Origin of the sequence: Streptomyces sp. CAI-85 (genome assembly GCF_013363615.1) — a bacterium.
Classification (GTDB): domain Bacteria; phylum Actinomycetota; class Actinomycetes; order Streptomycetales; family Streptomycetaceae; genus Streptomyces; species Streptomyces antibioticus_B.
In genome coordinates this window covers 21,396-43,489 of sequence record NZ_JAANNX010000042.1, presented here as the reverse complement: position 1 = coordinate 43,489, position 22,094 = coordinate 21,396, and the positions used below count along the sequence as shown (strand labels likewise).

The 22,094-nt window shown below is 72.1% G+C and carries 17 protein-coding genes; 4 read left to right on the top strand and 13 right to left on the bottom strand.

What is annotated here, in order from left to right; translation table 11 throughout:
• Nucleotides 1–151: 151 nt before the first annotated feature.
• The 13 genes from G6W55_RS28760 to rsmH all read right to left on the bottom strand — a co-directional run bounded on the left by G6W55_RS28760 (nucleotide 152) and on the right by rsmH (nucleotide 15,703).
• Entirely contained in the window at nucleotides 152–871 is a 720-nt protein-coding gene (locus G6W55_RS28760) for a YggS family pyridoxal phosphate-dependent enzyme (protein WP_030794127.1), read from the bottom strand.
• A 5-nt stretch (nucleotides 872–876) separates the two neighbouring features.
• Nucleotides 877–1,605, bottom strand: a complete 729-nt coding sequence (gene pgeF / locus G6W55_RS28755; protein ID WP_175523701.1) for a peptidoglycan editing factor PgeF — start codon at nucleotides 1,603–1,605, stop codon at nucleotides 877–879.
• Nucleotides 1,602–2,798: a cell division protein FtsZ gene (gene ftsZ, locus G6W55_RS28750; RefSeq protein WP_030794134.1), complete on the bottom strand. Its 1,197-nt coding sequence runs from the start codon at nucleotides 2,796–2,798 to the stop codon at nucleotides 1,602–1,604. Before ftsZ ends, pgeF begins: the two co-directional genes overlap by 4 nt.
• A gap of 277 nt (nucleotides 2,799–3,075) precedes the next feature.
• The gene (locus G6W55_RS28745; protein ID WP_175523700.1) at nucleotides 3,076–3,870 is read right to left on the bottom strand and encodes an FtsQ-type POTRA domain-containing protein; all 795 of its coding nucleotides are present in this window, start codon (nucleotides 3,868–3,870) and stop codon (nucleotides 3,076–3,078) included.
• Between the two features lie 56 nt (nucleotides 3,871–3,926).
• Entirely contained in the window at nucleotides 3,927–5,024 is a 1,098-nt protein-coding gene (gene murG / locus G6W55_RS28740; protein ID WP_175523699.1) for an undecaprenyldiphospho-muramoylpentapeptide beta-N-acetylglucosaminyltransferase, read from the bottom strand.
• A 6-nt stretch (nucleotides 5,025–5,030) separates the two neighbouring features.
• The gene (gene ftsW, locus G6W55_RS28735; protein WP_175523698.1) at nucleotides 5,031–6,395 is read right to left on the bottom strand and encodes a putative lipid II flippase FtsW; all 1,365 of its coding nucleotides are present in this window, start codon (nucleotides 6,393–6,395) and stop codon (nucleotides 5,031–5,033) included.
• A gap of 118 nt (nucleotides 6,396–6,513) precedes the next feature.
• Nucleotides 6,514–7,938: a UDP-N-acetylmuramoyl-L-alanine--D-glutamate ligase gene (gene murD / locus G6W55_RS28730; RefSeq protein ID WP_175523697.1), complete on the bottom strand. Its 1,425-nt coding sequence runs from the start codon at nucleotides 7,936–7,938 to the stop codon at nucleotides 6,514–6,516.
• Nucleotides 7,920–8,993: a phospho-N-acetylmuramoyl-pentapeptide-transferase gene (gene mraY / locus G6W55_RS28725; protein ID WP_030794147.1), complete on the bottom strand. Its 1,074-nt coding sequence runs from the start codon at nucleotides 8,991–8,993 to the stop codon at nucleotides 7,920–7,922. The genes murD and mraY overlap by 19 nt, the downstream gene beginning before the upstream one ends.
• Nucleotides 8,990–10,405, bottom strand: coding sequence for a UDP-N-acetylmuramoyl-tripeptide--D-alanyl-D-alanine ligase (gene murF, locus G6W55_RS28720; protein ID WP_175523696.1), 1,416 nt, complete (start codon nucleotides 10,403–10,405; stop codon nucleotides 8,990–8,992). Before murF ends, mraY begins: the two co-directional genes overlap by 4 nt.
• 4 nt (nucleotides 10,406–10,409) lie before the next feature.
• Nucleotides 10,410–12,062, bottom strand: a complete 1,653-nt coding sequence (locus tag G6W55_RS28715; RefSeq protein WP_375372480.1) for a UDP-N-acetylmuramoyl-L-alanyl-D-glutamate--2,6-diaminopimelate ligase — start codon at nucleotides 12,060–12,062, stop codon at nucleotides 10,410–10,412.
• Between the two features lie 65 nt (nucleotides 12,063–12,127).
• Entirely contained in the window at nucleotides 12,128–14,107 is a 1,980-nt protein-coding gene (locus G6W55_RS28710) for a peptidoglycan D,D-transpeptidase FtsI family protein (RefSeq protein ID WP_375372479.1), read from the bottom strand.
• Nucleotides 14,108–14,112: 5 nt separating this feature from the next.
• On the bottom strand, nucleotides 14,113–14,652 hold the full coding sequence (locus G6W55_RS28705; protein WP_175523694.1) for a septum formation initiator family protein: 540 nt from the start codon (nucleotides 14,650–14,652) through the stop codon (nucleotides 14,113–14,115).
• A 49-nt stretch (nucleotides 14,653–14,701) separates the two neighbouring features.
• On the bottom strand, nucleotides 14,702–15,703 hold the full coding sequence (gene rsmH, locus G6W55_RS28700) for a 16S rRNA (cytosine(1402)-N(4))-methyltransferase RsmH (RefSeq protein WP_175523693.1): 1,002 nt from the start codon (nucleotides 15,701–15,703) through the stop codon (nucleotides 14,702–14,704).
• A 385-nt stretch (nucleotides 15,704–16,088) separates the two neighbouring features.
• Between rsmH and G6W55_RS28695 the strand changes: the two genes are divergently transcribed.
• The 4 genes from G6W55_RS28695 (at nucleotide 16,089) to G6W55_RS28680 (ending at nucleotide 22,002) form a co-directional block, all read left to right on the top strand.
• Nucleotides 16,089–16,697, top strand: a complete 609-nt coding sequence (locus G6W55_RS28695) for a carbonic anhydrase (protein WP_078633176.1) — start codon at nucleotides 16,089–16,091, stop codon at nucleotides 16,695–16,697.
• Nucleotides 16,698–16,958: 261 nt separating this feature from the next.
• A complete protein-coding gene (locus G6W55_RS28690; protein WP_175523692.1) occupies nucleotides 16,959–17,987 on the top strand; it encodes a MoxR family ATPase in 1,029 nt (342 codons plus the stop codon).
• Entirely contained in the window at nucleotides 17,987–19,468 is a 1,482-nt protein-coding gene (locus G6W55_RS28685; protein WP_175523691.1) for a DUF58 domain-containing protein, read from the top strand. Before G6W55_RS28690 ends, G6W55_RS28685 begins: the two co-directional genes overlap by 1 nt.
• On the top strand, nucleotides 19,465–22,002 hold the full coding sequence (locus G6W55_RS28680; protein WP_175523690.1) for a DUF3488 and transglutaminase-like domain-containing protein: 2,538 nt from the start codon (nucleotides 19,465–19,467) through the stop codon (nucleotides 22,000–22,002). Before G6W55_RS28685 ends, G6W55_RS28680 begins: the two co-directional genes overlap by 4 nt.
• Nucleotides 22,003–22,094: the final 92 nt, after the last annotated feature.

The following is a 22,094-nucleotide window of genomic DNA, read 5'->3' as shown; positions in this document are numbered from 1 at the left end:
ATCTTGCGCATCGCGCCGGCCATGCTCTGAGTCCTCCGCTCTGTGGTGGATCGGCTTTCGACTGCCAAGTCCCGCGATCCACGTGGCCCTTGTGCCCGCCTTTCGGCGGAAATGACCATATTTTCTGCTGTGGTCCGACTTCCTGGCGACGTTACCCGAGCCGGGGGCGGACTCCGAGTACCGCAGTGCCGACGCGCACATGTGTCGCCCCGGCAGCCACGGCCTCCTCGAGGTCCGCACTCATCCCCGCGGACACCATGTTCGCAGCAGGATGGGCTCGGCGCAGGTCAGTCGACAAATCCATCAACCGCTCGAAGGCGGCCCGTTGACGTCCGGCGTACTCCCCGGTCAGAGGTGCGACGGTCATCAGTCCGGCGAGTCGCAGCCCCGGCGCGCCGGCCACCTGGTCGGCCAACTCCGCGATTCCGCCCGGCGCCACGCCACCCCGCTCGCCCCGGGCCTCGTCGCCCGCGTCGAGCGCGACCTGCACGAGACAGCCGATCTCGCGCCCGGCGCGCACCGCTTCCTTCGACAGCGCGGTCACCAGCCGGGAACGGTCGACCGACTGCACGAAGTCCGCGTAACCGACCACGGATCGCACCTTGTTGGTCTGCAACTGACCGACGAAATGCCACTGGAGAGACAGATCCGAACATTCCGCGGCCTTGGGGGCGGCGTCCTGGTCCTTGTTCTCGGCGACGTGCCGTACGCCGAGGTCCGCGAGGATCCGCACATCGCTCGCCGGGTAGGTCTTGGTGACCACGATCAGGGTCACCTCGTCCCGCGGGCGGCCCGCCGCCTCGCAGGCGCGGGCGATGCGCTCCTCCACCTTCGCCAGATTCGTGGCGAGTTCGTCCTTACGGTCCGTCATGTCCTTCAGTCCAGCCAGACATATCCCGCGAGTCGCCCCGTGGCGCGGTCGCGGCGGTACGAGAAGTGATCGTCCGACTCCAGCGTGCACACCGGCGAACGCTCCCGGTCACGCACCCCGAGCCGGTCGAGCTGTGCGTGCACTCCGGCGACGACGTCCACCGCGGGGGTGCCCCAGCTCGTCTCGGCGTGTGCCGCCGGCTCCAGCGCGGCGACCTCGGCGCGCATCGCCTCCGGCACCTCGTAGCACCGGCCGCACACGGCGGGTCCGGTGCGGGCGACGATCCGGGCGGGGTCGGCGCCGAGGGACTCCATGGCGTCGACGGCGGCGGGCACGATCCCCTTGACCATGCCGGGCCGTCCGGCGTGCGCCGCGGCGACCACCCCGGCGACCGGGTCGGCCAGCAGGACCGGGACGCAGTCGGCGGTCAGCACGGCGAGGGCGAGCCCGCGCGCCGCGGTGACCAGTCCGTCGACCTCGGGGGTGAGCGCGGTGGTCCAGGGTCCGTCGACCTCGGCGACGTCGGCGCCGTGCACCTGGTTCATCCAGACCACCCGCGCCGGGTCCAGACCCAGCGACTTGGCGGCGAGTTCGCGGTTGGTGCGGACGGCCCCGGGGTCGTCGCCGACCGCGCCGCCCAGATTGAGCTGCTCATACGGAGCGGCGCTCACCCCGCCCCACCGGTCGGTGAAGGCGAAGTGCGCGCCGCTCACGGTCTCGCGCCGTCCTATCACTTCAGGAAGTCCGGCACGTCCAGCTCCTCGGCCGCGCTGTCCGAGTAGGTCCGCGACGGCGGGACCGGCGGGGAGACCGGGAGGTCGGCGACCGGCTCGGGCACCGGCTCCGGCTCCTCCTTGGGCGTGACGCTGCCGAGCGAGCCGAAGGACGGGCGGCTCTCGGGCTGCCGTACCGGGGTGGGCTCCTCGCGGCGGGCCGAGGCCGAGGACGCACCCATGACCGTCTCGCGGCGGGCCGGGGGCTGTCCGCCGTCGAAGCCGGCCGCGATCACGGTGACCCGGACCTCGTCGCCGAGCGCGTCGTCGATGACCGCGCCGAAGATGATGTTGGCCTCGGGGTGGGCGGCCTCGCTGACGAGCTGGGCGGCCTCGTTGATCTCGAACAGGCCGAGGTCGGAGCCGCCGGAGATGGAGAGCAGCACACCGCGGGCGCCGTCGATGGACGCCTCCAGGAGCGGCGAGGAGATCGCCATCTCGGCGGCGGCCACCGCGCGGTCGTCGCCGCGGGCCGAGCCGATGCCCATGAGCGCCGAACCGGCCTCGGACATGACCGACTTGACGTCGGCGAAGTCGAGGTTGATCAGGCCCGGCGTGGTGATCAGGTCGGTGATGCCCTGGACACCGGAGAGCAGGACCTGGTCGGCCGACTTGAAGGCGTCGAGGACGGAGACCTGGCGGTCCGAGATGGACAGCAGCCGGTCGTTGGGGATGACGATGAGGGTGTCGACCTCTTCGCGGAGTTCCGCGATGCCGTCCTCGGCCTGGTTGGCCCGGCGGCGCCCTTCGAAGGTGAAGGGGCGGGTGACCACGCCGATGGTGAGGGCGCCCAGGGAGCGGGCGATGTTGGCGACGACGGGCGCGCCGCCGGTGCCGGTGCCGCCGCCTTCACCGGCGGTGACGAAGACCATGTCGGCCCCCTTGAGGACCTCCTCGATCTCCTCGCGGTGGTCCTCGGCGGCCTTGCGGCCGACGGCCGGGTTGGCGCCGGCGCCGAGTCCGCGGGTCAGTTCGCGGCCGACGTCGAGCTTGACGTCGGCGTCGCTCATCAACAGCGCCTGGGCGTCGGTGTTGATGGCGATGAACTCGACGCCCTTGAGACCGACCTCGATCATCCGGTTGATGGCATTGACACCACCGCCGCCGACACCGATGACTTTGATGACTGCGAGGTAGTTCTGCGGTGCTGCCACGTCGAAGGCCTCTCGCCTCGAGTTACGTGTCGTCGCCTCGCGGGTGATGCGATCCGACGACTGATGCCGAATGGGCCGGTCCGTTTCGCCGACCCGAACCCTAACGCTGAAGTTTAGGGTTACCAGTGTGTCTGTTCCTTGGAGTCTTCTGAACAGGACACTAAGTCGACAAGTGGCGCCCGTTCAACGAACACGCCGAACCTCCCGTTTTTCTTTTCACCCTATGTGATCAGCCATGTCGCTGCCCAACCAGGGTGCTGGCCTGCGCTGATGTGCGTCAACTCCCCGATGACGCGGGGGCCGTGGGAGCGCTGACGTCGAAGTGCCGCGCGGTCGGGGCGGCTTTCATCAGTGCGGTGAGAGTACGCGCTTTGAGCGCGCCGTTCTCGGCACTCCCCCAGTCGACGGTGCGTCCGCCGGCCAACTCCAGCGAGATGCCGTCGTAGGAACGGACCTTGAGGGCGCGGGTCCGGCGGGCGACCGCGGCCGGCAGGTCACCGGCGGCCTTCACCGCCTCGCGCACCAGCCGGTCCTCGCCGAACCGGCGCAGACCGGCCGTGGCGGAACCCGAGGTGGGGAGCGCCAGTTCGAGGAACGGCACGTTCTTCGGGGCGCGGGAAACCGTGGCGAAACGGACGCCCTCGTCGTCCACTTCGATGAACTTCGACCCTTTTCGCACCAGCAGAACGGGCTTGCGCTCGGTCACTTTCAGGCCGATTCCGTCGGGCCAGGAACGCACCGCCTCGACCTCGTCGATCCGCGGCAGTTCACGGCGCAGCCGGGCCTCGATCGCCGCGGTGTCGACGGTGACGAGCGGCGATCCGAGCGGTACGGCGGCGGCCGCGCGCACCTCGCGCGGGGTCAGCACGTCGGTGCCGGACACGGAGACGTGGTCGACGCGCAGCCACTGCGAGCCGTACAACACCCAGACGCCGCCCGCGCCGAGGAGAAGGGCGGCGACCACGAGGATGATGATCACACGAAGCCGCCGGGGTCCCCACCTCCGGACGAGGGGCGGGCCGGACGACTCCTGCTGGCGTGCACCGCGCTCGGCGGTGGCGGATCCGGCCACGCTCCCTGCCCTTTCGTTCACACGGAAGAACCGTGTCTCACACGGACGAACCGTGCCTAACGCTGCGCGCGGCTCGCGGCGATCGCCTCGTACACCATGCCGACGAGCAGGTCGTCGGCGTCGCGGCGGCCGAACTCCCCGGCGGCGCGGGACATCTCGTAGAGCCGGTGCGGGTCGGCGAGCACCGGCAGGACGTTCTCCCGGACCCAGTCGGGGGTCAGTTCGGCGTCGTCGACGAGCAGTCCGCCGCCGGCCTTGACCACCGGCTGGGCGTTGAGCCGCTGTTCGCCGTTGCCGATGGGCAGCGGGACGTAGGCGGCCGGGAGTCCGACGGCGGAGAGTTCGGCGACGGTCATCGCACCCGCGCGGCAGAGCATCATGTCGGCCGCGGCGTACGCGAGGTCCATGCGCTCCAGGTACGGTACCGGGATGTAGGGGGGCATTCCCGGCATCTGCTGGACATGCGGCAGTTCGTTCTTGGGGCCGACCGCGTGCAGGATCTGGATGCCGGCCTGCTGGAGCCAGGGAGCGACCTGCTGGACGACCTCGTTGAGGCGGCGGGCGCCCTGCGAACCGCCGGAGACCAGCAGCGTCGGCAGGTTGGGGTCGAGGCCGAACAGCGCGCGGGCCTCGGGGCGCGCGGCGGCGCGGTCCAGGGTGGCGATGGTGCGGCGCAGCGGGATGCCGATGTACCGCGCGTCGCGCAGCTTGCTGTCGGGCGTGGAGACCGCGACCCGGGCCGCGTAGCGGGAGCCGATCTTGTTGGCCAGGCCGGGGCGGGCGTTGGCCTCGTGGACCACGATCGGCACGCCGAGGCGCTTGGCGGCGAGGTAGCCCGGCAGGGCCACGTATCCGCCGAAGCCGACGACGGCGTCCGCCTTGGTGCGCTCCAGGATCTGCTCGGCGGCCTTGATCGTGCCGCGCAGCCGGCCCGGGACGGTGATCAGTTCAGGGGTGGGCTTGCGCGGCAGCGGTACGGCCGGGATCAGCGCCAGATCGTAGCCGCGCTGCGGAACCAGCGTGGTCTCCAGTCCGCGCTCGGTGCCCAGGGCCGTGATCCCCACGGTGGGGTCCTGCCTGCGCAGGGCGTCCGCGAGGGCGAGCGCGGGCTCGATGTGGCCGGCGGTCCCCCCACCAGCGAGTACGACATGCACCGAAATTCACCGCTCTCCGGACGGACGCGCCGCCGAGGCACGCCGTCGCATCGTGTTCCATCTCCGAAGTCTCCGGACGGGTCCGGATCCTCCAGCCCCCCGCTTTCTACCAAAGCGGGGGTGGCGCATCGCAAGCGCCGCCCGCGCAGCGGGCTCGTCGCGTGCGAAGGCGATCAGCAGCCCGATGGCGAACATGGTCGGCAGCAGGGCCGAACCCCCGTAGGAGAACAGCGGGAGGGGGACTCCGGCGATCGGCAGCAGGCCGAGCACCGCACCGATGTTGATCACCGCCTGAGCGGTGATCCAGGTGGTCACACCTCCCGCGGCATACCTGACGAAGGGGTCCTCCGTGCGTCCGGCCACGCGGATACCCGCATAGCCTAGAGCCGCGAACAGGGCGAGTACCGACAGCGTCCCCGCCAGACCCAGTTCCTCACCGGTGACGGCGAAGATGAAGTCGGTGTGGGCTTCGGGCAGTTGTCCCCATTTCTCCACACTCGCCCCCAGCCCGGAGCCGAAGATGCCGCCGGAGGCCAGGGCGTAGATGCCGTGCACGGCCTGCCAGCAGGCGTCCCCGGGGCCGGGATCGGTGGCGCCGATGCACTGGAGCCGGGCCATCCGGTTGGGGCTGGTCTTGATCAGGATCGCGCCGATCGCGGCCGCGACCGCCAGCACCCCGACGAAGAGCCGGGTGGGCGCCCCGGCGAGCCACAACAGGCCGAACAGGACGGCCGTCAGGATGATCGCCGTCCCCATGTCGCCGCCCAGCATGATGAGTCCGAGCAGCATGAAGGCGACCGGGACCAGCGGCACCAGCATGTGCTTCCACTGGGCCAGCAGTTTCTTGTCCTGTTTGCGGGCGAGCAGATCGGCGCCCCACAGCACCAGGGCGAGCTTGCCGAACTCGCTGGGCTGGAGCTGGAAGGAGCCGCCGAGCGAGATCCAGTTCTGGTTGCCGTTGACCGCCATCCCTATCCCGGGGACCTGCACCAGCGCCATCGTGAAGACGGCGCCGGCGAGGATCGGATAGGCCAGCGCGCGGTGCAGTTTCACCGGCATCCGGGAGGCGGCGAACAGCAGTCCGGCGCCGATCGCGGCGGCCAGCAACTGTTTGCGGAAGAAGAAGGATCCCGGCAATGACTTCTGGAGCGCGGTGATCTGGGACGCCGAGTACACCATCACCAGCCCGAGCACGGTGATGAGCAGACTGCCGCCGAGGATCAGGTAGTAGGCGGTCAGCGGCCGGTCCCAGGCCCTGCGGACCCGGAGGTAGAGCCGCAGCACCGGGTTGTCGCGCCGGGGCCGTACGGCGGGCGGGCGGCGCACCGTGCGCTGGACCGGCGGCCGGCCGCCGGTACGGCTACCGGGCATCGCGGTTCACCGCCCGGCCGACGGGCGCGGCGCACGGCCGCCGACGGGGTACCGGCCACATCCGAGTCACGCGTCCCTCCAAGGGTCCTGGAGCAACCGTCGCGGCCGGGACGCGCCGTCAGGCGCCCGCGCCGAGTTCGCGCACCGCCTGGGCGAACGCGTCACCGCGCTGGTTGTAGTTGACGAACATGTCCATGGAGGCGCAGGCCGGGGCGAGCAGCACCGTGTCTCCTGCGCCGGCGAGGCGCCGGGCCTCCTGGACAGCCGCGAGCATCGCCCCAGTGTCGGTCCGGTCGAGGTCGACGACGGGTACCTCGGGGGCGTGTCGCGCCAGGGCTTCGCGGATCAGGGCGCGGTCGGCGCCGATGAGGACGACGCCGCGCAGCCGCTTCGCGGACCGGGCGACGAGTTCGTCGAAGGTGGCGCCCTTGGCGAGGCCGCCCGCGATCCACACGATCGACTCGTACGCCGCCAACGAGGCTTCCGCGGCGTGGGTGTTGGTCGCCTTGGAGTCGTCGACGTAGGCGACGCCGTCCACGTCGGCGACATGGGCGATGCGGTGGGCGTCCGGGGTGAAGGCCCGCAGACCGTCCCGGACGGCCTGCGCGGGCACGCCGTAGGCGCGGGCGAGGGCCGCCGCGGCAAGGGCGTTGGCGATGTTGTGCGGGGCGGGCGGGTTCACGTCGGAGACCTCGGCCAGCTCCTGGGCGTTCTGCTGCCGGTTCTCGACGAAGGCGCGGTCGACCAGGATGCCGTCCACGACGCCGAGTTGGGAGGGGCCCGGGGTGCCGAGGGTGAAGCCGATCGCGCGGCAGCCCTCCTCGACGTCCGCCGCGCGCACCAGGTCCTCGGTGGCCTTGTCGGCGGTGTTGTAGACGCAGGCGACCCGATTGCCCTCGTAGACGCGGCCCTTGTCCTTGGCGTACGCCTCCATGGAGCCGTGCCAGTCGAGATGGTCGGGGGCGAGGTTGAGGACGACGGCGGAGTGGGCGCGCGGCGAGGGCGCCCAGTGGAGCTGGTAGCTGGACAGCTCCACGGCCAGGACGTCGTAGGGCTCGTCGCCGAGCACCGCGTCGAGCAGGGAGACGCCGATGTTGCCGACGGCGGCGGTGCGCAGGCCGGCGGCCTTCAGGATGGACGCCAGCATCTGGGTGGTGGTCGTCTTGCCGTTGGTGCCGGTGACGCACAGCCAAGGCGCGGCGTCGGGGCCGCGCAGCCGCCAGGCCAGCTCCACGTCGCCCCAGACCGGGACGCCCGCCTCGGCGGCCGCGGTGAAGAGCGGCTTGTCCGGACGCCAGCCCGGTGCGGTGACGACGAGTTCGGTGCCTTCGGGCAGGGTGTCCCCGTCGCCGAGGCGCACGGTGACCCCGAGCGCCCTCAGTCCGGCGGCCTGTTCACGCGCGCGTGGGTCGTCGCCGTCGTTGACGACGGTGACCCGCGCGCCGAGCCCGTGCAGCACGGTGGCCGCCGGGACGCCGGAGACGCCGAGTCCGGCGACGGTGACGTTCTTCCCCTGCCAGTCGGTCACTTGTCCGCTGCCCATCCCGCGTAGAAGAGGCCGAGTCCGACGATCACACAGATGCCCTGGATGATCCAGAAACGGACCACGACGAGCACTTCGGACCAGCCCTTGAGTTCGAAGTGGTGCTGGAGCGGCGCCATCCGGAAGACGCGTTTGCCGGTGAGCCGGAACGAACCGACCTGGATCACCACGGACATGGTGATGAGGACGAACAGACCGCCCATGATGGCGACCAGCAGCTCCGTGCGGGAGCAGATCGCCAGGCCCGTCAGGACACCGCCGAGCGCGAGCGAACCGGTGTCGCCCATGAAGATCTTGGCCGGCGAGGTGTTCCACCACAGGAAGCCCAGGCAGGCTCCCATCAGCGCGGCGGAGACCACCGCGAGGTCGAGCGGATCGCGGACCTCGTAGCAGGCGCCGGGGTTGGTCAGGGTCTTGGCGTTGGCGCAGGACTCCTGGTACTGCCAGACGCCGATGAACGTGTAGGCGCCGAAGACGAGCACGGAGGCGCCGGTCGCGAGGCCGTCCAGACCGTCCGTGAGGTTCACGCCGTTGGACATCGCGAGGATCATGAACAGCGCCCAGACGACGAACAGCACCGGGCCGATCGTCCAGCCGAAGTCCGTGATGAACGACAGCTTGGTGGAGGCCGGGGTGTTGCCGCGGGCGTCGGCGAACTGGAGCGAGAGCACCGCGAAGGCGATGCCGACGAGCAACTGCCCGGCCATCTTGGCCTTGGCGCGCAGACCCAGCGAACGCCGCTTGACGATCTTGATGTAGTCGTCCAGGAAGCCGACCAGGCCCATGCCGAACATCAGGCCCAGCACCAGCAGACCCGAATAGGTCGGCGGCTTGCCGGTGATGAGCTTCGACAGGAAGTACGCGGCGATCGTCGCGAAGATGAAGGCGATACCGCCCATGGTCGGCGTACCGCGCTTGCTGGCGTGCTCGCGCGGGCCGTCGTCCCGGATGTACTGGCCGTAGCCCTTGCGCGCGAGCAGCTTGATCAGCAACGGGGTGCCGATCAGCGTCAGGAACAGACCGATGACGCCCGCGAACAGGATCTGCTTCATCATCGGACGGCTACCTCACCCTCGGCACCGGTCGCGAGCAGCGCCTGCGCGACGCTCTCGAGGCCGACCGAACGGGACGCCTTCACGAGAACGACGTCACCCGGGCGCAGCTCGCTGCGCAACAGGTCGACCGCCGCCTGTGCGTCGGACACGTGCACCGACTCCTCACCCCACGAACCCTCGTTATATGCGCCCAGTTGCAGCCAGGAGGCTTCGATCCCCCCGACCGCGACGAGCTTGCTGACGTTGAGCCGGACGGCGAGCCGTCCGACCGCGTCGTGCTCGGCGAGCGCCTCGTCCCCGAGCTCGGCCATCTTGCCGAGCACCGCCCAGGTCCGGCCCCCCTTGCCCATCGCCGCCAGCGCGCGCAGGGCCGCTCGCATGGACTCGGGGTTCGCGTTGTAGGCGTCGTTGACGATCGTCACGCCGTCCGGGCGCTCGGTGACCTCCATCCGCCAGCGGGAGAGGGAACCCGCCTCGGAGAGCGCGGTGGCGATCTCAGTTACGGACATCCCCAGCTCATGGGCGACGGCGGCCGCGGCGAGCGCGTTCGACACGTGGTGCTCACCGTACAGGCGCATGGTCACATCGCTGCACCCGGAGGGTGTGTGAAGGCTGAAGGAAGGCTGTCCGCTGTCCGTGAGTCGTACGTTCTCGGCCCGAACGTCCGCTTCGCCGGACTCTCCGAAAAGGACCACCTTCGCCGTCGTACGGGAGGCCATGGCCCGTACCAACGGGTCGTCGGCGTTGAGGACGGCGACACCGCCGTCGGCCGCCGCGGGCAGCGCCTCGACGAGTTCGCCCTTCGCCTGTGCGATCTGTTCGCGGCCGCCGAACTCGCCGATGTGGGCGGTGCCGACGTTGAGGACGAGACCGATCCGCGGGGGCGTCAGACCGGTCAGGTAGCGGATGTGGCCGATGCCGCGGGCGCCCATCTCCAGCACGAGGAACTTCGTCTCCTCGGTGGCGGACAGGGCGGTCAGCGGCAGCCCGATCTCGTTGTTGAGCGAACCGGGGGTGAAGACGGTGGGCGCCGCGCGCCGCAGGACCTGGGCGACGAGGTCCTTGGTGCTGGTCTTGCCGGCCGAGCCGGTGAGCGCGACGAGCGTCGCGCCGAGCTTGTCCACCACATGCCGGGCGAGGGCGCCCAGGGCGGTCTGGACGTCGTCCACGACGATCGCGGGGACGCCGACGGGGCGCGAGGCCAGTACGGCCGCCGCGCCCGCCTCGACGACCGCTGCCGCGAAGTCGTGGCCGTCCACCCGCTCGCCGGCGAAGGCGACGAAGAGGCTGCCGGGCTCCACCTCACGGGAGTCCCGGACCACCGGTCCGGTGACCTGCGCGGACGGATCCGGTATGTCGTGCGTCTGCCCGCCGACGACTGCTGCGATCTCGGCGAGGGAGAGGGCGATCACAAGTTCATCCCTGGGTCTGCTGGATAGCTTCGCGGAGCACCTGGCGGTCGTCGAACGGACGGACCACCCCGGCGATGTCCTGGCCCTGCTCATGGCCCTTGCCGGCGACCAGCACGGTGTCCCCGGCGTGCGCGCGGGCCACGGCGGCGGCGATGGCGGCGGCCCGGTCCTCGAACAGGAGGACCTCGCCGCGCTCGTGCGCGGGCACGGACGCGGCGCCGTCGAGCATGGCCGCGAGGATCGCGAGCGGGTCCTCGGAGCGGGGGTTGTCGGAGGTCAGTACGGCGGTGTCGGCGAGCCGGGCGGCGGCGGCGCCCATCGGCGCGCGTTTGGTGCGGTCCCGGTCGCCGCCGCAGCCGAGGACGACGTGCACCCGGCCCTTGGTGACCTTGCGCAGGGCCCGCAGCACCGACTCGACGGCGTCCGTCTTGTGCGCGTAGTCGACGACGGCGAGATAGGGCTGGCCCGCGTCCACCCGCTCCAGCCGGCCCGGCACGCCGGGGACGGCGGCGACGCCGTCGGCGGCCCGCTGCGGGTCGAGGCCCGCGGCGGCCAGGGCGACGATCGCGGCGAGGGTGTTGGCCACGTTGAAGGGGCCCGGCAGCGGCGATCTGGCGGCGACCCGCACCCCGTCGGGGCCGAGCACCGTGAACGTGGCGTCCATCGGGCCGATGTGGACGTCCGCGGCACGCCAGTCGGCGTCGGGGTGGCCCTCGGCGGAGAAGGTCACGACCGGGACGCCGGCCTCCTGGCTGAGCCGGCGGCCGTACGCGTCGTCCAGGTTGACCACGCCGAGCCGGCTGCGCTCGGGGGTGAACAGCCTCGCCTTGGCCTGGAAGTAGTCCTCCATGTCGGAGTGGAACTCCATGTGCTCCGGGCTGAGGTTGTTGAAGACGGCGATGTCGAAGACACAGCCGTCGACCCGGCCGAGGACCAGCGCGTGGCTGGAGACCTCCATGGCGACCGCCTCGACACCGCGTTCGCGCATGACGGCGAACAGGGCCTGGAGGTCGGTGGCCTCGGGGGTGGTGCGCTCGGACTTGATGCGCTCGTCGCCGATCCGGGTCTCGACCGTGCCGATCAGCCCGGTGCCGCGGTCGGCCTTCAGACCGCCCTCGACGAGGTAGGCGGTGGTGGTCTTGCCGGAGGTGCCGGTGATGCCGATCTGGAGCAGCTCGCGTCCGGGCCGGCCGTAGATGGTGGCGGCCAGTTCGCCCATCTCCGCGCGCGGGTCGTCGGCCACCAGGACCGGCAGTCCGGTCGCGGCGGCGCGCTCGGCGCCGGTGGGGTCGGTCAGGACGGCGACCGCGCCCAGGCCCGCGGCCTGGGTGACGAAGTCGGCGCCGTGCAGCCGGGCGCCCGGCAGGGCGGCGTACAGATCGCCGGGGCGTACGGCGCGCGAGTCATGGGTGATGCCCGTGACGTCGGCGTTCTCCGCGACGGTCGTACCCAGTTGGCCGGCGAGGTCCGCGAGGGGTGTGGCGGAGACCTGGGCCGGCCTGGGCGGTCCGGGATATGTCACGGAAGCGCCCTTCTGGGTGGTTCGGTACTGATCAGCGTGTGGCACGGCGGTGAGCGTACCGGGCGTACCCGCCTGCGGGCGAAGCGAGGACGGGGACGGTACGGGTTTCCCGGGATCGGGAGTGATCATGGTCACGGGCTGGTTCCTGGCTGTATTCGACGCTGAACACGGACGACTTGGGAGGGTTCGGGACGGGTGGCTCAGGGGCTGAAGGAGACCGGGAGGCTGGCGGGCTTCGCCCCGGTCGGCGGGACCTGGAGGGTCTTCAGGGAGAACTCCATGACCTGCTTGAAGATGGGTCCGCAGATCTGGCCGCCGAAGTAACTGCCCTTGGTGGCGTTCTGGATGGCGCAGTAGACGGTGACGCGGGGGTTGTCGGCGGGCGCGAACCCGGCGAAGGACGAGGTGTATCCCTTGTACTTGCCGGTGGCCGGATCCACACGGTTGGCAGTACCCGTCTTGCCCGCGACGCGGTAGCCGGGGATGCGCGCCTTGGTGCCGGTGCCCTCCTGGTCGTCCACCACCGACTCCAGCATCCGGGCGAGGGTCTTCGCCGTCTTCTCGCTCACCACCCTGCGCTTGTCGGGCGCGGGGGCGGGGGTGAAGCGCCCGTCGGGGCCCTGGGTGCCGCGCACCAGGGTGGGCTCCACGCGGACGCCGCCGTTGGCGATCGTCGAGTAGACCGAGGCCGCCTGGAGCGCGTTGAGGGAGACGCCCTGGCCGAAAGGAATCGTGTACTGCTGCGAGGTCGACCAGTCGGCGGGGGCGGCGAGGATGCCCTTGGTCTCGCCGGGGAAGCCGACGCCGGTGTAGCTGCCGAGGCCGAACTTGCGCAGGTAGGAGTAGAGCACCCGGTTGGCCTCGGCCTGGGTCTTGCCGAGTTCGCCGGTGGCCAGGATGGTGCCGATGTTGCTGGACTTGGCGAGGACGCCGTTGAGCGTGAGGTACCAGGTCGCGTGGTCGATGTCGTCCTTGAAGAGCCGGTCGCCGCGGTGCAGCCGGTTGGGCACGGTGACATGGGTGAGCGGGGTGGCGACGTTCTCCTCCAGGACGGCCGCCATCGACATGATCTTGGCGGTGGAGCCGGGCTCGTAGGCGTCCTGGAGGGCCGCGTTGCCCAGGGCGTCCGCGCTCGCCCTGCTGAGGTCGTTGGGGTCGAAGCCGGGCGAGTTGGCCATGGCGAGGATCTCGCCGGTGCGGGTGTCCTGGACGATGACGTACCCGCGGTCGGCGCCGGACTTCGCGACCTGCTCGGTGATGGCGTTCTGCGCGGCCCACTGGATGTCCCGGTCGAGGGTCAGCTCGATGTCCGAGCCGGGCACGGCGGGCGTCTCGGTGGAGCCCGCGGTGGGCACCTGGCGGCCGCCGGACTGGGCGTAGCGGATCTTGCCGTCCTTGCCGGACAGGGTCTCGTCGAGCCGCCGCTCGATCCCGCCGCCGCCCTTGCCCTCGGCGTTGACCCAGCCGAGGACGGCGGCGGCGAGGTCGCCGTTGGGGTACACGCGCTTGCTGCTCGGCACGGAGAAGACGCCGGCCAGGACGTTGACCGTGGTGCCGTCGGCGCCCTTCTTGGCGGTGAGCGCCGACTTCAGGTCCTTGATCTGCTTCCAGACCTGCGGGGTCTGCCGTCCGGCGAGCTTGGTGTAGCGCACCCCGGGGTTCTTCGGGCGCAACTTCTTGACCAGTGCCGGCTGTTCCTGGCCCAGGATCGGCGCGAGGAGCGCGGCCGCCTGCTCGGGGCCGTCGTCGATCCTGAGGTTCTCGCGGTTGAACATCGTGGGGTCGGCGGTGATGTCGTAGGCGTCCTCGCTGGTGGCGAGGGCGATCCCGCTGCGGTCGGTGATCTCGCCGCGCTCGGCGGCCAGCACCTGGCCGACGTACCGGTTCTGTTCGGCCTTGGCGGCGTAGGTGCTGGCGTCGACGGCCTGCACCTGGAGCAGCCGTACGACGAAGGCGATCATCACGAGGGTGAGCGCGAGGCCGACCATGCGCAGCCGGGGGCGGGGGCTGCCGAGCCGGATCGAGCGGGCGGCCGGGGGGCGGGGCGGGGCCGTCCGGCCGGCCGGACGGCGGGCGGGGCGGGCGCCGGGTCCCGGGCGCCGCCGGGGGGCGGCCGCCGCGGGGCGGGAGGGCCGGGCGGGGCCGGGCACGCGCCGGCGCGGCGGTTCCCTGTCGGACACTTCCGTCACCTGCCGGGGGTCGTGGGGAGGGCTGCGGTCGGGGCGGGGGCCGGGCTCGCCGGGGAAGCGGTGGCCACGGGTGCCGTCGGCGGGGCGGGCGACGCGGTGCCCACCGCCGGCTGGGAGAGCGTGATGGCCTCGGGCGGGCGGACGGTCTCCGCGGCGTCCCCGGCCGGCAGCGGGGCGGCCGCCGAGGGGACGCCCTTGACGGTGCCGTCCGGGTTCAGGAAGGCCGGGTCGCCGCCGGGGACCATGCCGAGTTCGCGGGCCCGGCGCTGGAGGGCGTCGGGGGCGGAGTAGGAGTCGATGTCCCGCTGGAGGGCCTGTTCCTCGTCGGTGAGGCCCTTGGTGTCGCGCTGGAGGTCGTCCATCTTGAAGGAGCCCTCGCTGAGCGCGGAGTTCAGCACGAGCAGCCCGATGAGGCCGCCGCCGAGGAGCAGGACGACGAGGAGGACGAACGGGGTTCTGGCCGCCCGGCGCGGACCGGTGGGGAAGAGGCGCGCGAGGCGCGCGGCCCGTCCCTTGAGTTCGGGTTTCCCGCTCACTCGCCCTCCCCTGCGTTCGGTTCCTCGGACCTCGCCCGCCCCGCCCGGCTCATTCGATGGACTCCCTGATGCGCTCGGCCCCGCGCAGTCGCGCCGGGGCCGCGCGCCGGTTCTCGGCGATCTCTTCCTCGGTGGGAAGTTCGGCACCGCGGGTGAGCAGCTTGAGCCGCGGCTGGTAGCGCTCGGGGACGACCGGGAGTCCGGGCGGGGCGGTGGTGGCGGCGCCCGCCGCGAACACCTGCTTGACCAGCCGGTCCTCCAGCGAGTGGTACGACAGGACGGCGATCCGCCCGCCCACGTCGATCGCCTCGACGGCGGCCGGGATCGCCCGCTCCAGCACGGACAGCTCGCCGTTGACCTCGATGCGCAGCGCCTGGAAGGTGCGCTTGGCCGGGTTGCCGCCGGTGCGCTTGGCGGCCTGGGGCAGGGCGTCGCGGATCAGCTCGACCAGCCGGGCGCTGTTGGTGAAGGGCTGCTCGGCGCGTTCGCGCACGATCGCGGAGACGATCCGCTTGGCCTGCTTCTCCTCGCCGTAGGCGCGCAGGATGCGGACCAGTTCGCCGGGCGGGTAGGTGTTGAGAACCTCGGCCGCGCTGATGCCGGTCGTCTGGTCCATGCGCATGTCGAGCGGGGCGTCCTGGGCGTAGGCGAAGCCGCGGTCGGCCTCGTCGAGCTGCATGGAGGAGACGCCGAGGTCGAACAGGACGCCCTGCACGCGCGCGATGCCGAGCCGGTCGAGGACCTCGGGCAGTTCGTCGTAGACCGCGTGGACCAGGGTGGCGCGCTCGCCGAAGGGGGCGAGGCGTTCGCCGGAGAGCCGCAAGGCCTCCTTGTCGCGGTCGAGGGCGACCAGGCGGGCCTCGGGGAACCGGGTCAGCAGGGCCTCGCTGTGGCCGCCGAGGCCGAGGGTGCAGTCGACGACGACCGCTCCGGGGTGCTGGAGGGCGGGGGCCAGCAGGTCGAGACAGCGCCGGAGCATCACCGGCACGTGCCGGGCCTGTCCCTCGCGTGGCCCGTCACCGCCCTCATTCGCATGCGCGTCGCGCACCATGTTCTCCGGGGCCCTCTCAGATCCGGCGGGAGATACGCACCGCCGGGTCCCCGCCCTCTCCTGGCCCTCTCTGGAGGGGGTCCTGCCGGCGCCGGAAGCGTCAGCCGACCGGGAGCGGGAGGAGGCCGAGCCGTACGTACGCGCCGCGCACGCGGGGAGATCTCCGGCAGCCGCGCCGGGGTCTCGCGGGGTTTCGGTCAGCGGGGTGACGACCGTGGAGATCATCGTCTCCCGCTTCGCGTCACTTTAGTCCACGGTGTCTCGCGGTCAATCAACCGGCCTGCGCGTCGCGGCCCGGCGCGCTCGTGAAGCGGTGGAGCGACGGAATTCACCCCCTCGGGCTCACCCCCCTCACCCTTGTGGCTTACCTCACAAACACGGCGTGATGACGCTCTTTTTCCCTTCTCACAACAGGACCGCGACGGCTGTGACCAGTACCGTCATGGTTATGACGACTTCCGCATCCGTACCCACCGCATCCGAAGGCGCCATACACGGCGGCACCGTGACCGACCGGCTCGTGGACGCCAACGAGCGCTACGCGTCCGCCTTCACCGACCCCGGGATGGACGCCCGCCCCGTGCTGCACGTGGCGGTCGTGGCCTGCATGGACGCCCGGCTCGACCTGCACGCCGCGCTCGGCCTGGAGCTGGGCGACTGTCACACCATCCGCAACGCGGGCGGTGTGGTCACCGACGACGTGATCCGCTCGCTCACGATCAGCCAGCGCAAGCTGGGCACCAGCAGCATCGTCCTGATCCACCACACGGGCTGTGGTCTGGAGGCGATCACCGAGGACTTCCGCAACGAACTGGAGATGGAGGTCGGCCAGCGTCCCGCCTGGGCGGTCGAGGCGTTCCGGGACGTCGACCAGGACGTCCGGCAGTCGATGCAGCGCGTGCGCACCTCGCCGTTCCTGCTGCACACCGACGACGTCCGCGGCTTCGTGTTCGACGTGAAGACGGGTCTGCTGCGGGAGATCGACCCCGCCTGATTCCGTCCGGGGCCGGACCGTCCACCGTCCTGAACTGTCGTTCCGCTGTTGATTTTCCGTTCGCCAGGGGCCCAAAAGGCCATAGAACAGACATATCGCGAGCAGTTGTCCACAGGCGAGTGACACGAATCGGTAACGGCAGCAAGAATGCGGTTGTGACGCCGCGCCGAACATTTTGCGGGTGGCGCACGTGATTCGGGGTGGGCCGGTCCGCAGGCATGGAGCGTCGGCCCGGAGAAAGTACGGGCCGAGGAGGGCCGGGTGACGACCTATGACGAGCGAGCGAGCCTCACAGATCTGACCGCCACTGTGGAGCGTGTCCGCAGTTCGGTGGAGGGAGTGATCGAGGGCAAGCCCGAGGTCGTACGGCTTTCGCTGACCGTGCTGCTCGCCGAAGGGCATCTTCTGATCGAGGATGTCCCCGGCGTCGGCAAGACGATGCTCGCCAAGGCGCTGGCACGGTCGATCGACTGTTCGGTACGGCGGATCCAGTTCACGCCGGACCTGCTGCCCTCGGACATCACGGGCGTGTCCATCTGGGACCAGCAGCGCCGTGACTTCGAGTTCAAACCCGGCGCGATCTTCTCGCAGATCGTGATCGGCGACGAGATCAACCGCGCCTCGCCCAAGACCCAGTCGGCGCTGCTGGAGTCCCTGGAGGAGCGCCAGGTCACCATCGACGGGCAGACCTACGAGCTGCCCAGCCCCTTCATGGTGGTGGCCACCCAGAACCCGGTCGAGATGGAGGGCACCTACCCGCTGCCCGAGGCCCAGCGCGACCGCTTCATGGCCCGGGTCTCCATCGGCTACCCGAGCCCCGAGGCCGAGCTCCAGATGCTCGACGTGCACGGCGGGGCCAGCCCGCTGGACGACCTCCAGCCGGTCGCCCACGCGCACGAGATCGTGAAGCTGATCGACGCCGTCCGCGGGGTCCATGTCGCCGAGTCGGTCCGCCGGTACGCGGTCGACCTGGTGTCGGCCACCCGCACCCACCCCGACCTCAGACTCGGCGCCTCGCCGCGCGCGACGCTGCATCTGCTGCGCGCGGCGAAGGCATCCGCCGCCCTGGGCGGCCGTGACTACGCCCTGCCGGACGACGTGCAGAACCTCGCGGTGGCCGTTCTCGCCCACCGGCTGCTGCCCACCGCCCAGGCCCAGCTCAACCGCCGGACGGCCGAGCAGGTCGTCGAGGAGATCCTCCAGCGCACCCCGGTGCCCGCGGGACCCCAGCAGCACGACTACGGCGTCGGCTCGGAGCCGTTCAGCCGGCGGCCGCCCCGGAGGCTGTGATGACCGCCGGGGGGACCGGGCAGCCGTCCGCCGGTCCCGGCGAGAAGGGCGCCGCCCGGACCGCGCTGGCCGGTCTGACCACCCGGGGCCGCTCCTTCCTCGCCGCCGGGGTGGCGGCCGCGGTCTGCGCGTACGTCCTGGGCCAGCCCGACCTGCTGCGGGTCGGGATGCTGCTGGCCGTGCTGCCGCTGATCTGCGCGGCCGTCGTCTACCGCACCCGCTACCGGGTGGCCGGCAGCCGCCGGCTCGCCCCCGCGCGGGTGCCCTCCGGCAGCGAGGCCCGGGTCCATCTGCGGATGGACAACGTCTCGCGGCTGCCCACGGGCCTGCTGATGCTCCAGGACCGGGTGCCCTACGTCCTCGGCCCGCGCCCCCGCTTCGTGCTGGACCGGGTGGAGGCGGGCGGCCGCCGCGAGGTGTCCTACCGGGTCCGCTCGGACCTGCGCGGCCGCTACCCGCTGGGCCCGCTCCAGTTGCGGCTGAGCGACCCGTTCGGCATGTGCGAGCTGACCCGGTCCTTCTCCACCTTCGACACCCTGACCGTGATCCCGCGCGTGGAGCCCCTGCCCCCGATCCGGCTGACCGGCGAGGCCAAGGGCTACGGCGACGGCAGACAGCGCTCGCTGGCCCTGGCCGGCGAGGACGACGTGATCCCGCGCGGCTACCGCTACGGCGACGACCTGCGGCGCGTCCACTGGCGCTCCACCGCCCGCTACGGCGAGCTGATGGTGCGCCGCGAGGAGCAGCCGCAGCGCGCCCGCTGCACGGTCCTGCTGGACACCCGCGGCCTGGCCTACGAGGGCGCGGGCCCCGACTCCTCCTTCGAGTGGGCGGTCTCGGCCGCCGCGTCCGTGCTGGTGCACATGCTGGAGCGGGGCTTCTCCGTACGGCTGCTGACGGACACCGGCACCTCGGTGCCCGGGGAGGGCGTCGAGGGCTTCGCCGGGGCCGGTGACGGCTCGGCGGACGCGGCCGGGCTGATGATGGACACCCTCGCGGTGGTCGACCACTCCGACGGCAGCGGCCTGTCCCACGCCTACGACGTGCTGCGCCGCGGCAACGAGGGGCTGCTGGTGGCGATCCTCGGCGACATCGACGAGGAGCAGGCGGCGGTCGCCGCGAAGATGCGCCGGCGCAGCGGGGGCGCGGTCGCCTTCCTGCTGGACGGCGACGCGTGGGGACGCGAGTCCCGGCGTGAACCGGGACGCGAACCGGGACACGACCGGGGACACGGCCCGGGTGGTGCACAGGGCGGTGCACCGGGCGGTGCGCCGGGAAATGTGCCGGGGCGTGAACCGAACGGCACCCCCGATCCGATGAACAAGCAGGAGGAGCGGCTGCGCATGCTGCGCGAGGCGGGCTGGACGGCCCTGAGCGTGCCCCGGGGCGTCGCGCTGGGCGAGCTGTGGCGGCAGGCGGACCGGGAGCGCGCGGGCGTCGTGACGGCCGGCGGGATCAGAGGCGGGGAGGCGGGATCATGAGCGGGCGGGCGAGAGTGACGCTGTGCTCCGCGGCGGCCACCCTGATGGCCGCCTGCGCCCTGCTGCCGCTGGTCGACCCGGCCACCTGGATCTTCCAGGCGGCCTTCCTGCTGGCCGTGCAGTGCGGGGTGGGCGCGGCCGCGCGCCGGGTGCCGCTGGCCCGGCCGCTGACGGTGGCCGCCCAGGCCCTGGTCACGCTGATCCTGCTGACCTTCGTCTTCGCCCGGCAGTACGCCGTGGGCGGGCTGATCCCCGGCCCGGAGGCGTTCCGGCACTTCGGCGACCTCTTCCAGGCCGGCGCCGACGACGTCACGCGGTACGCCATCCCGGCCCCGCTGACGCCCGGCATCCGGCTGATGGTGATCGGCGGCGTGCTGCTGATCGGGCTGGCGGTGGACACCCTCGCGGTGACCTACCGCAACGCCGCTCCGGCGGGTCTGCCGCTGCTGGCGCTGTACTCGGTGGCCGCGGGGCTGTCCGACGCGGCCGCGGACTGGCTGTGGTTCCTGGTCGCCGCGGCCGGCTATCTGATGCTGCTGCTCGCCGAGGGACGGGAGCGGCTCTCCCAGTGGGGCCGGGTCTTCGGCGGCGCCCCACGCTCCCCGGGCGAACAGATCGGCCCGGTGGCCCCGGTGCGCACCGGGCGGCGGATCGGCATGGCCGCGCTGGGCGTCGCCCTGGTGGTCCCGCTGCTGCCGCTGCCCGCCATCCAGGGCGGTCTGCTGGACGGCACGGGCGCGGGGGTCGGCGCGGGCAGCGGCGGCGGGGGCACGATCTCCGCGGTCAACCCCCTGGTCTCCCTGCGCGACAGCCTGAACATGGACGAGGACCGCACGGTCCTGACCCTGCGCACCAACACGGGCAACCTCTCCGACCTGTATCTGCGGATCGTGTCCCTGGACGACTTCGACGGCACCACGTGGAAGCCGTCCAAGCGCCACATCGTCGCCGTGCCGGACGAGTTCCCGACGCCCAGCGGTCTGAGCGGGGACGTCAAGCGCTCCGAGATCACCACCCGGATCGCCGCCTCCGACGGGTACGCGCAGGACTGGCTGCCGATGCCCTACCCGCCGAGCAGTGTGCGGATCGACGGGAACTGGCGGTACGAACCGGTCGGCATGACGCTCGTCGGCGACCACGGCCAGAAGACCAACGGCAAGACGTACGAGGTCAAGAGCCTGGACGTGCAGCCGACGCGGGAGCAGTTGGCCGACGCGGGCGAGGTGCCCGGTGCCATCAGGAACACGTACACCGAGGTGCCGGACTCCCTCCCGCCGGTGGTGGCGCGGCAGGCCCGTGACATCACCCGGGGTGCCGGGAGCGACTACGAGAAGGCGGTGAAGCTCCAGGACTACTTCGCGGTGACCGGGGGCTTCGAGTACGACACCGAGGTGGAGGTCGGCTCCGGACGCGACGCGATCGCCCGCTTCCTCCGCGACAAGCAGGGCTTCTGCGTCCACTACTCGTTCGCGATGGCGGCCATGGCCCGCACCCTGGGCATACCGTCCCGGGTCGCGGTGGGCTTCGCGCCGGGCTCCCCGCAGGCGGACGGCTCGGTCGCGGTGAGTCTGAAGGACGCGCACGCCTGGCCGGAGCTGTACTTCGAGGGCGTGGGCTGGACGCGCTTCGAGCCCACCCCGACCCGTGGTTCGACCCCGTCGTACACCCTGCCGGACACCTCCGGCGACACCGTGCCCGAGGTGCCGGAGGCGTCCCGGTCGGCGTCCGCGGCGCCGTCGGCCGCGCCCTCGGCGAGCACGAGCTGTGCGGCCGCGGACAAGAAGGAGGCCGAGGCCTGCGCCGCCGCGCTCCCGGTGGACGCGGTGTCCCAGGGCGGCGGTGGCGCCCCCTGGTACGCGCTGGCCGGGTGGTCGCTGCTCGGGGCGGGCGCGCTGGCCCTCCCGCTGCTGCCGATGCTGTGGCGGCTGAGACGGCGGTCGGTGCGGCTGGCGTCGGCCCAGCACACCGGCTCCGCGGCGGGCTCGGCTCCCCCGGGCCGCCGTAAGGGTGAGGAGGCCGGCCCGGACGATCTGCGGGCGGAGGGTGCCGCCGGTTCGGTGCGGCTGGACGTCCCGGCCGGGGAGGCGGGCGAGGCGGCCGTCGCCCATGTGCTGGCGGTCTGGCGGGAGCTGACCGACACGGCCTGGGACTACGGCATCGAGCCGGACGAGGCGCTGACCCCGCGGCGGGCCGCGGAGCGGATCGTGCGGCTCGGCGAGCTGGACGCGTCGGTGGGCCGTTCGGTGCACCGGGTCGCCGGGGCGGTGGAGCAGGTGCTGTTCGCTCCGGAGCCGCGGGCCGAGGCCGGGCTGGCGGACGAGGTCCGCGCGGTGCGGGCGGCGCTGCGGGCGCGGGTCGGCCGGACCACCCGGATCCGGGCCGTGGTCGCGCCGCGTTCGGCCATGCGGGCGGTCTGGGACCTCTCGGACCGCTGGACGGCCCTCAAGGCGTCCTGGGCGGCCCGGCTGAGGACCCCGGCATGGGCGGACCGGCTGACGGGGCTGATGCGCCGGCCGGGCCGGCAGAACGGCTGAGCACGACGCCCGCCCGCCCCGCCCGGGGCGGGCGGGCATGCGTGAGGGGGTGACCACCCGCGGGTGGTCACCCCCTCACGAACATCGGGGTG